The sequence below is a fragment of the Aquimarina sp. genome, assembly GCF_977115655.1.
Window position 1 is genome coordinate 1 of record NZ_CDSBKO010000103.1, and the last position, 10,757, is coordinate 10,757.

Consider the following 10,757-nt stretch of genomic DNA (forward strand, 5'->3'; position numbering starts at 1 on the left):
AATTACTACCTGGATATCAAGAAAATTCTATACTGTAGTTGCTCGGATGCATACGTTGATAGGCAATTCCAGTTTATCTCTTAAAAATAGATAGGCTTCATTTCCTATACTACGTGCCCTTGATTTTGTCTGTGTATAGATGCTAAAATCATCGGCATAGCGAATAAATTTGTATCCTTTATACTTCAGGTGTTTGTCCAATTGATCTAATAATATGTTGGACAATAGAGGACTTAATGGGCTGCCCTGTGGTATTCCTTTTCGGCGTTTAACTAGCTTACCATTTACTAATATAGGTGCTCGTAACCATTTGCGGGGTAACCAAAGGGTGGTAGGGCATTGTACCTTATGGTAAACAAGTTGGAGTAGCTTATAATGGGGTACTTCATCAAAGAAACCCTGAAGGTCGATATCTACAATATCTTGGTAACCATCATTGATGTACCCTTGACTCTTCAATACTGCCTGTTGCAGGTTCTTTCTGGGACGAAAACCATAACTCTCCGGTTCAAACTCTAATTCAAAATACACCGCTAGTTGTTGACTGACAGCTTGTTGTAACCATCTGTCGATTACTGTAGGGATACCTAATATTCGTACTCCCCCGTTTGATTTGAGGATAGATACTCCTCGGATTGCGCTTGCTCGGTAGGTTTTTGTGACTATTGCTCTACATATATCTGAACGATATGTTCGTATATATGATGTAAGTTCTTCTACCCCCATACCATCTATACCGCAACAACCTTTATTGGCTATCACTTTTGTTCTAGCTCGGGTAAGGTTTCTTGCTGTTAATACTTTTGCAACCATAATTTGTTTGTTCTTGTCTTTCTAAGTAAAAGCTATACAAACTATTAGTTTATATTCTTATACGAATCCAGACATGATAATACGTTCTGTCCTTCCTTACTTGTGAGACCTATGTTTTACTACTACACAACTCGTTTCCTATACCTACTATGACTTCTGCTGACTTCTCTACTTAACCAACTCGTAGTTGTAGAGACCTCCCTCGGTAAGATAAATACCCTCTAGTTAATGCCTGCTGAATCTACTATCTTAACCCTTTCTTGTGGACGTTACTATGATGTGCTAGCTTATCCAAATTAAAATAGCCTCGGTATCCAGTTTCTGTTCGTCAGTACCAACTACGTAGTCCGGCTTACTTTAGTGTATAGGTCACCCTAAACCACCTTGCCACTTACTTTGCTTACGGACACGACTCCGTGCATACGGGACTTTAACCCTTTGGGACGTTCATCTAAATGAACTATATTTACCATTCAAGGCACACACATGGTTTATAAAACATAGCTAATTAAGTGTTTAATCGAAAGGTTTGTGTTTGCCAAATCGCCAAATTTTTAAGTTTGGTATAATTAACAAAATTAAAAAATTTGGCTTTAGCTTAATCCGAAAAGTATTGCTAACAACTGCCTTACTTTTCTCATACTAAATCGTTGGCTACAAGCTGAAGAATCAATTTAATTTTGAATAAAGGCTTGAAATCAACTTTTTTTTGTCCGCTTTTGCTTGATAAACAAAACTACCAGATACTGCGGAATTTGAATCATATTTTGCAGACCATAGAATAACTTCAATTAAAATCGGAATCAAATCCCTGCCCTTTTCGGTTAAAAAATATTCCTTTTGGGTTTTGAGCTCTTCAAAAACTTTGGATTTAATAACTCCAATTGATTCTAATCTTTTCAATCTATCAGACAAGATGTTTGTTGCTATCCCTTCTTCCGCATTTAGAAAATCCTTGTAGAATTTTCTTTCCTTAAAAACTAAATCCCTTATAATCAGAAACGACCACTTATCGCCAAAGAAATCCAGTACGTAACTAATCGGACAGTCTGATCTCTTTTTAATTTCTTTCATTTCTTTCATTTCTATACTTGTTTTTTGCAAGTGATTAGCTACATTTGTATTACTTGCTTTTTGCAAGTAATACAAAATTATACTAAATTTTTTATTAAATGACAGAATTAAACAATGAAATATTAATCAACGGGAAAATTGAGGATATTTGGAATACGCTAAACACTGTTGACATTTTAGACCAGTACGACCCAACCGTAAAAAAATCAGTTGCCACTTCAAAAATCAAAACCGGACTTGGTGCAAGCAGAAAAGTTGATATGAAAGATGGCAAGAATTGGTTTGAAGAAAAATGCACGATTTCAGAACATAAAAAAGCCTTGCAGTTTGAACTTACAGTTTGCTCATTTCCAGTCCACTCATTAAATCACACTTATAGTTTTGAAGAGATTGGGAGCCAAGTAAAAGTTAAACAAGTAATGAAGTACCAAATGAAATTTGGATTTCTTGGAAAAATAATGGATACCCTAATGGTCAAGAAGCAATCCGACAAAGGCATAAAATTATTCTTGGCTGGATTGAAAAAACACATTGAAGAAAACAGATAATATGGCGTATGATGAATATTTGGCTGACCGTATTAGGCGTATCCTAACCGAAAAAATGTCTCTCTCCTTGATAAGAAAATGACGGGTTGTTTGGTCTTTATGGTAAATAACAAAATGCTTTGTGGCATTTACATGGACAAAAAACTTGGAGATAGTTTACTATAATAGCGAGAATTGGGAAAAAGGCTTATGAAGATAACATAAACAAGAATGAATGTTAACCAATGGACTTTACCGGAAGACCAATGAAAGGATATATTTTCGTGACACCCAACGGATTTAATTTAGATCCAGATTTAGAATCTTGGATACAACTAGCATTAGATTATAATCCAAATAATAAAGAAATAAAGCCAACACCTAAAGCATTCGTCTTGCCGGTAGGTCAGGAATGCTTTGTTGACTGACCTGTTAGTTGGTATGGGGAAAACGATGGATGGTTTTTCCAGATCTTAGGAAACATGAAACTTTCTTTCGTAGTTTTTAAGCTAAAGAGCAGTCATTTTGGATATTTTATTTACCACAAATTACTTTTTGTAGCCTGTTTTATGTTTATTAGTACTGTTTTTCTTGTAAAATTTTCAGTTTAGGCAATAGATATCCATCCACCTATCATAGAGGTGTTTTTTTTAAAATTTTATGTTTCTTCAAGAGCGTTAGTCATCTTTTTGGAGGACCTAGAATCCCAAAATACCCTGTGATATGCAGGTTTCCTTTACCGCAAACAGGCATTTCCTAACCAAAGGAGCTTCTTTAGTTGTAGTTGCTTCGAAGGTGTTTTTCTATAAATACGTTTGTATTTTGTTTAGATACTTTCGTTTCAAAGTACTACTGAGAAATCCATAATGCCTAATTCTGGTAAAACCATGAGGTAGAATATGTAATTAAAAACGTTTTATAAATTCCTTTACAGGAAGTTTTAGAATTGATATTTCGCTTTGTTTTCTACAATCTTTCACTCTAAAAGATACTGTTTGTGATTCTTTATCAAAGGTCACAATTCTACCATCGGATCTTGTATACAGCGGTTCACCAAATCGAAGTTTGCTCCTTATTTAAGTAGTCGGCTTTTCAATACTTGGAAGAATTGATTTAATGGATATCGAAGGCGTAAGTCCCGCAACTGTACTGACTATAATTAGTGAAATTGGACCAAAAGGTTTTGATAAATTTCCAACAGCTAAGCATTTTACATCTTGGATGATAATAGCACCCAATAACAAAATATCCGGAGGTAAAATACTTATACCATTTTAACTTTGAAATAGCACTAATAAATTATTTCTTTTTCATCTGTTCTTCGTTAAAAAATATAACCGTAACGACAGCTATGCTTGATACCAGATTAAGTCTGGCACAAGCTTTTTGCTTGGAATACTTAAAAAATAAATTTAATTTCTATACGCACTATTTCAAAGTTAAAATGGTATTAATCATAGAGTACCTAAAGGAAGTAATCGTATTAAAAAAGCTCTCAGACAAGCTGCTAATGCTATTAGAAACTTAAAAGACACATATCTATCTAACTTTTTTAGAAAAATAGCTTTTAAAAAAGGACGACAAGTAGCAGTAAGCACTACAGCTAGAAAACTTGCTGTAATTATTTGGAATATGGTAACTAAAAAACAAGTCTGTCAACCTCCTGCGGAATATTTATTTCTTGATCAAAAAAGAAAAATGGGACCCGTCAAAAGAATTAAAAAACAAATCAATAAATTTGATATTAAACCTGAAGATCTTGATTTTTCAATATCTTGATTTTTAACAACTAAATTTGACATTAGTCGAGATTAAAAAAATCACGTAATTTTCATCCTTTACGTGATTTTTTTAATCTCGACTAACAAATTAATTCTTAGTTTTTGACTTTGCTTTGTTTGTTTTCATACAATTTTGCTAAACAAAAGGCAGCAATAGCCATCACTAAATCCCTTACAGCAACATCTACATAACTCCAACTAAAAATCAAAGTCAATGCTATTGCTACTAACCAAGCAGAAACTACATAAGCTCCAAACTTTGTCTTTGTTAAAACAAGAACACCTGCTACGATTTCGATAACACCTACTATCATCATAAAAGTAGTAGACTCAAAAGGAAACATTCCTGCAAATCCTTCTGAAATGTACTGACTCCAATTGGTTAGAATATTTGTAAACTTGTCTAATCCTGCAACAATTGGCACTAAACCAAAAGTGTACTTTAAAATGTTCTTCACTAATTGTACGTTTGAATCCATAATCTTATTTATTTATAAATTTGTTAAAGTCTTTTGATTACAGATTTTAAAAAAGGATACAAATTTTTGTAACTTTTTTTAGAGTTCCTTATCTAAAGTAAAAGACACAATAAAATGGAAGCAATAAATATCAATGATTTTAATAATCATAAAATCAAAGAGAGCGAAGTCATAAAACGCATTTTAGGAGGCGAAAAAGAACTTTATGAAATTTTGGTTAAAAGGAATAATCAAAAGTTATATAGAATAATCAGAAGCTATATAAAAGATTATGCTGAAATTGAAGATATAATGCAAGACAGTTATGTTAAAGCCTTTACTAAGCTATATCAGTTTAAATTAGATTCTACTTTTTCTACTTGGCTTATTCGCATAGGAATAAACGAATCCTTGGCACGTTTAAAAGAAAAAGGAAAGCTGTATCACTTAAATGAACAATCTTATAATTTAAAGAGTAACACAATATTAGAAATTCCTGATAGCAAACAATTAAATCCACAGGACAAGATGATACGAAATGAAGCAAAGCAAGTATTGGAAAATGCTATTGACAGTTTAGACATAAAATATAAAACTGTTTATATCATGAAAGAAGTGGAAGAAATGAGTCTAAAAGATATTTCTATTGCTTTAGATTTAACTGTTGCAAATGTAAAAGTCCGTGTACACAGATCTAAAGAAATGCTAAAAGACAAACTCTTTGAAATAGCAAAGGATAAAAATATTTTTGAATTTGGCTTGAGCAGATGCGACAGAATTACCAATAAAGTAATGGTATTGATAAAATAACAGTGCCTAGTCGAGTAGCCCGATGCAATAATTAATTACAGCGTTGAGATCTCTTACAGCTCTACTGAGTTTACCGAAACGGGTATGATCAGTATTTTGCACACTTGGGGTCAGAATTTAAGCGTGCATCCGCATCTTCATTGTATGGTACCATCTGGAGGAATAACTCCACAAAAAAAATGGAAACAAAACTGCGGAAAGGGAAAATACCTTTTTCTTGTAAAAGCAATGAGTAAAGTATTTAGAGCTATCTTTTTGGAGCAATTAAAACAATTGAAAAACAAAGAAGAAATTGACCCTCTAAACCTACAAGATTTAGTAGATACTTTATTTAATAAACCATGGGTAGTTTATGCTAAAAAACCTTTCTCAGGAGTCAAAAGTGTAATAGAATACTTAGCAAGGTATTCTCATAAAATTGCTATTAGTAATCATAGAATCAAAGCAATTAAGGATAATAAGGTATGCTTATCCTATAAAAATTACAGAACCAATCAATCTTCTTTTATGTACCTGAAAGCACAAGAGTTTATTCGTAGGTTTACACAGCATATACTACCAAAAGGATTGGTCAGGATAAGACATTTTGGAATATGTGCTCCCAGAAATAAAAAGATGTTGACCGATATTAAAAAACAGCTATTAAAAAAATATCCTATAAAAGTGAAACCTGTGGTATATCCACACTGGTCGATAAAACCAGTAACTTGTTGCAAATGCAAAAAGGGGTATATGAAAAACAAAAAAATCATACTCCCTATTCGAGATGACCCATATCTAGAGTTAAAAATTCAATGGAAATAAAAATACAGCATACACAATTGATACAACTACCGGAAATGCATAGTTTTAACGGTAAACAAACCCATGCCCAAAAACAAACTAAAATCTTCAAATTAGACAATCAACACTCTAAAGTATATCAAAATACTTTTAGATCTTGTAACAGGCGATTCACCAAATCGAAGTTTACTCCTTATTTAAGTTGTTAATCATAGCAACGTATCTCTTTCTTTTAGCTCTGGATATCGTAATGATTATTGCTGCATTTGGTGCTTGCTCTCTTTGGAACACTCAATTAATTGGATTATATTTACCTTTCAAAGCGTGCACCATATCTATGTTATAATATAGATTTTATACTTAGCCAAAAGGTGGTTTTCTTTTTGTAAAGTTCCCTAAGATATAAATGTAGTATTCTAGAAAAATTAAAACAAAAGACTTGGCTTGTGGCTAAACCAAAAATAACCGCTAATTTAACCTCTAAATCAAGGTTATACATAATGATTAGTGGCAATTATCAGTTTTTTGCTGTGCTTTAGTATCAAAAGTAAAGTACAAAAGTATCATTATAGCCATCTTATATATTTTTTTGATCATATTCTGGTTTAGTGTTTTTAATGAGGGGCAAATTCTAAGCACCTACGGATCTATCTGTTGAGATACAAATACCCTGCTTTATTTTTACGTTCTCCTGTTGGCAACACATATTCTAATACATAATAATAGGTTCCCACAGGTAATTCATCTTTTTCTTCTATAGTTGTTCTTCCTTTGGAGATGCCTCTAAAAAAGTTATCATTTTTTCCATAACCATCAATATCATATACCTTTACTCCCCACCGATTAAAAATCTTCAGAGTATTCTCTAAGTTTTCTATTCCTTCTATTACAAAAACATCATTTATACCATCTCCGTTAGGTGAAATTCCTGTGTAAACTACCAAACCATCTGCACTATTTTTTACTGTAGCCAAAGTAAATATCCCATAACCAGAAACAGTCGTAATAGTAGTTACATTTTGATTATCTGAATCTGGTATCCCCCCTTCATCTACCCAAAAACCCAAATTGTCATCCCATCGTACAATATGCAGGTTTTCTGGGTCTGCATTAGTTATAAACGCGGGAGATGTATTGGTATCCCAACCCAATGTCAAAACCACATCAGAACTACCACTGCTGCGTTTTATTATCCAATACTCTGTGTTATCTATTTTTTCTATAGAACCAGATGTTAAACTGTGAGAATTAATTGGATCACTATTCTCTAAAAAATAATGACCTGTATAAACATCGGTAGCTATATCCGGAGCATTAATAATTGCCTGACGATAAAAACCTTTATCGCCAATAGGAAATTCAAAAGCCGTATCCCCTATTTTTATTACCGAACCATCTACGTGACTATCATTACTGGTATTGAAGTGATTAGCCAGCCTCTGAAAAGTAATACTCCCTCCAAAATTATCATTATCCACAATACCCTGATCAAACATACTTTCATTGTTTATACTTATTTGCCCTGATAATTGAAAAGGTACTGCTGCACTTGTATTGTTAAATTGGATATTATAAAAAAAACTTTCAGAGTTTCCTGTTATTTGTTGCACACTATTTCCTTGAAAACGTGTCATCCCTTCATTAACAAAATCTAATGTCCCATTATTATTAAAATCAGCATAGATAAATAATTCTCCATCATTAAGAAAATTCCCTTTATTGAAATTATTAAAATTGTTAATAATACCTACTTGGGTATCTGTCAATATTACCATTTCTCCTATATTGGTCGTTTGCGCTTTTAAAGGAAATATCATTAAAAAGATTATTGATATTTTTAAAAACTTAATTCGTCTTTGTTTACTCATAATATCCACATTTAACATAGAGTATCTTTCTATTATTCTGCTTCCAGTTTTAAAACCCTGCCTGATCCAATGCATAAGCCATGAGATTATGAAGCCATACCTCCTGAGGTGTATCTATAACTCCTGTGACGATAACATTTCTAAACACACCTTCATCCCAGACAAATATTGCTTTATTGCCAGTACCAGTAATCCAAGTTCTTGGATTAGCTCCAGAGGTAGAAAGAGTAATAGCGCCAGGAGGTAACTGACTTGCTGTTATTGCACCATAACTCCCTGATCCATTGATTGTTACATTACTACCTGATCCAAATACCCCGCTATTAATGGGGTTGGTATTTGTGATGGATGATATTGTACCAGATCCAATGCTTCCTGTCCCTCCAAAAGCTAGATGTAATGATGTTCCTAGAGTAGAATCCAAAAGCACGATAACTATCCCTCCCAAATCCACATATTGTTTTAATATATTTGCCTGAGCATTCGTTAAGCTGGAATACCCTGTGCTAATAATATCAAAATTTGCTTTTAAAGTTGCTGCGTCAGTAATTGATCCTGCCGTAAGGCTTGTAAAAGTGAATCCACTTATTTTGTTATAGGTACCTGATGTTCCATAATTGGATAAATCCGATAGTTGTGTTTTGTAATTAGCTAGTTCTGAGGATCCAATAGAAAAACTGAATACATAACCTATTCTTGCTAATGGAAGAGTTTCGACAGTAATATCCAGAGAACAGGATTGTCCATCAAAATCAATAGCAAAACTGGCTGTACCTGTCGAAGCAGGAGTACCTGTTATATCATACGTAAAATTACCTGCTCCAGTCGCTAAAGTCCCTGCTTGCAATGTGGCAGTAAGTCCGGTTACCCCTGTACTGGCAATAGGAGATCCTGTAGGGTAAGCTATTCCATTACCTCCTGTATAAGGAACATCTGTTGTAACAGAAGCAGGCAATCCAACCGTTACATTACCTGATGAAGTAGCACTACTACAATCCAGACCTGTTATATGTGCTGGCAAAGTTTCAACTTGCACAGAAAGAATGCAGGTTTGTCCACCAAAACTAACCTCAAATAGTGCAGTCCCTGTTGTTGCTGCTGTTCCTGATATATCAAAAATAAGACTACCTAAACCTGTTGCAAGTGTGCCTGCCTGTAAGGTTGCAATAAGCCCGGTAACACCTGTGCTATTTATAGGAGCTCCCGCTGGGTAAGCTACTCCATTACCTCCTGCATATAAAATAGATGCTGTTTCTGTAACCGGTACACCAGAATAGATGATTCCCGAAACTGTAGCCGCATGGCAGTCTAGGAATGTTATTTGAACAGGACATCCATTACTATTAGGAACAGTACAATCAGCAGGGTCAGAATCCAAAGCATTGGCAACCCCATCACCATCATCATCATTTGTCAAATTACTAATCATACATTGCCAATTAGGTACCGCAGGGGTTCCTATATTTACTTCGTAGCATTTTGAAGTTATATTGTAGATAAGTAACCCTGTTGCTGGATCTATTATTGCATTACGTTGTGTTTCAGTCATACGGGGGGGCAAAAAACCCAAAGTAGTACTACTGATTTCTAATTGTGCCGATACATCTGGGGTTGTAGTGTTAACCCCTGTACGTTGTGCTATTATTGATTTAAAAGAAATAAATAGTAATAGGATTGTAAGTATTTCTAGTTTTGCTTTGTTCATGCTTGATACTTTTTTATATTATTTCTTTAACAATTTATTAACTATTGATTCTAGTTTTTCTAAACGGTTTTCTAACAACTTAATTTTTTCACTTTTTTGATCCAATTGTTTTTGTTGTTCTATGGTATGCAAATACAACTCTTCAATTTTTTCCAGACTCTGTATAGATAATTCTGAAATATTATAAGAATACTCTCCTTTATCTGTTTTTTGTAATTGTTTTATACCCGTTACTCCAGGCAAATGATTATTTTGTTTTATAAAAAGTTCTATTTCTCTTAAACTCCTAAATTTATAAGCAGAATTCAATTTTGAAAAACCTATGTAATAATCCTCAAATACGTAATCTGCATAGATAGAATTTGTGGTTCGTATAGTACCTTCTACATACAATCGTTCTCCATTAACAGTCTGCCCTGCCGATGTTCCTATACCTACCCAATTAGAGAGTAAATACATATCTTCAGTATTAGTCGTTGCTGCTGCATTATTATCAGTTCCAAACCAAGGTTCGGTAGCTGTTGTATCTATAAACAAACCTCCATCTGATCCTGTAGATAAAGTATTATTTGCATCGGTACTTAATATAGTAATATCTGTAGTATGGTTATTTGTTCCAGATTGTGAAACTCCTGACCCTGTACCATCTGTAGTAATTAATAATGGAGTTTCTGCATTATTGACAAGGGTGTTCAAATCCAGTACCGTGGGGGTGCCCGACTCATCGGTGTAGGTAATCGTGCCCGCCACTGCATCCTGTGCAATAGTGGTCAATGTTTCAAAATTGTCGATCACTGTTTGAAGGTTTACCTTTGTGGTGGAACCTGCCTCATCCGTATAGTCCAGGTTGAACCCGTCGGCATTGAGTGCCAGTGTGGTAAGGGTTTCTGCATTATTGACAAGGGTGTTCAAATCCAGTACCGTGGGGGTGCCCGACT

The 10,757-nt window shown here is 34.0% G+C and carries 10 protein-coding genes and 2 pseudogenes; 5 read left to right on the forward strand and 7 right to left on the reverse strand.

Annotation, left to right across the window (positions count from 1 at the left end; all coding sequences use genetic code 11):
- Positions 1 to 27: 27 nt before the first annotated feature.
- A complete protein-coding gene (locus tag ACZIYX_RS22975) occupies positions 28 to 813 on the reverse strand; it encodes a reverse transcriptase domain-containing protein (RefSeq protein WP_462684607.1) in 786 nt (261 codons plus the stop codon).
- Between the two features lie 669 nt (positions 814 to 1,482).
- Positions 1,483 to 1,896: a winged helix-turn-helix transcriptional regulator gene (locus ACZIYX_RS22980; protein ID WP_462684608.1), complete on the reverse strand. Its 414-nt coding sequence runs from the start codon at positions 1,894 to 1,896 to the stop codon at positions 1,483 to 1,485.
- Positions 1,897 to 1,985: 89 nt separating this feature from the next.
- Between ACZIYX_RS22980 and ACZIYX_RS22985 the strand changes: the two genes are divergently transcribed.
- A complete protein-coding gene (locus ACZIYX_RS22985) occupies positions 1,986 to 2,435 on the forward strand; it encodes an SRPBCC family protein (RefSeq protein WP_462684609.1) in 450 nt (149 codons plus the stop codon).
- 224 nt (positions 2,436 to 2,659) lie between these two features.
- The gene (locus tag ACZIYX_RS22990) at positions 2,660 to 2,842 is read left to right on the forward strand and encodes a hypothetical protein (RefSeq protein WP_462684610.1); all 183 of its coding nucleotides are present in this window, start codon (positions 2,660 to 2,662) and stop codon (positions 2,840 to 2,842) included.
- Positions 2,843 to 3,217: 375 nt separating this feature from the next.
- Here ACZIYX_RS22990 and ACZIYX_RS22995 read toward each other — a convergent pair.
- Positions 3,218 to 3,316 (reverse strand): annotated as a pseudogene (locus tag ACZIYX_RS22995) (transposase); the annotation flags it as partial.
- Positions 3,317 to 3,530: 214 nt separating this feature from the next.
- Here ACZIYX_RS22995 and ACZIYX_RS23000 point away from each other — a divergent pair.
- Complete coding sequence (locus ACZIYX_RS23000; RefSeq protein WP_462684611.1) at positions 3,531 to 3,692, forward strand: transposase; 162 nt, start codon at positions 3,531 to 3,533, stop codon at positions 3,690 to 3,692.
- Positions 3,693 to 4,290: 598 nt separating this feature from the next.
- On the opposite strand, the gene ACZIYX_RS23005 is transcribed toward ACZIYX_RS23000, so the two are convergent.
- On the reverse strand, positions 4,291 to 4,674 hold the full coding sequence (locus ACZIYX_RS23005; protein ID WP_462684612.1) for a hypothetical protein: 384 nt from the start codon (positions 4,672 to 4,674) through the stop codon (positions 4,291 to 4,293).
- A 114-nt stretch (positions 4,675 to 4,788) separates the two neighbouring features.
- Here ACZIYX_RS23005 and ACZIYX_RS23010 point away from each other — a divergent pair, with 114 nt between their 5' ends.
- Complete coding sequence (locus tag ACZIYX_RS23010) at positions 4,789 to 5,463, forward strand: RNA polymerase sigma factor (RefSeq protein ID WP_462684613.1); 675 nt, start codon at positions 4,789 to 4,791, stop codon at positions 5,461 to 5,463.
- A gap of 84 nt (positions 5,464 to 5,547) precedes the next feature.
- Positions 5,548 to 6,267 (forward strand): IS91 family transposase, encoded by a 720-nt coding sequence (locus ACZIYX_RS23015; RefSeq protein WP_462684614.1) that lies wholly within the window; start codon positions 5,548 to 5,550, stop codon positions 6,265 to 6,267.
- Between the two features lie 626 nt (positions 6,268 to 6,893).
- Here ACZIYX_RS23015 and ACZIYX_RS23020 read toward each other — a convergent pair.
- From ACZIYX_RS23020 to ACZIYX_RS23030, 3 genes and pseudogenes are all read right to left on the reverse strand, one after another.
- The gene (locus ACZIYX_RS23020; protein WP_462684615.1) at positions 6,894 to 8,114 is read right to left on the reverse strand and encodes a gliding motility-associated C-terminal domain-containing protein; all 1,221 of its coding nucleotides are present in this window, start codon (positions 8,112 to 8,114) and stop codon (positions 6,894 to 6,896) included.
- A 49-nt stretch (positions 8,115 to 8,163) separates the two neighbouring features.
- The gene (locus ACZIYX_RS23025; protein WP_462684616.1) at positions 8,164 to 9,819 is read right to left on the reverse strand and encodes a hypothetical protein; all 1,656 of its coding nucleotides are present in this window, start codon (positions 9,817 to 9,819) and stop codon (positions 8,164 to 8,166) included.
- A gap of 18 nt (positions 9,820 to 9,837) precedes the next feature.
- Positions 9,838 to 10,757: pseudogene (locus ACZIYX_RS23030) on the reverse strand (hypothetical protein); the annotation flags it as partial.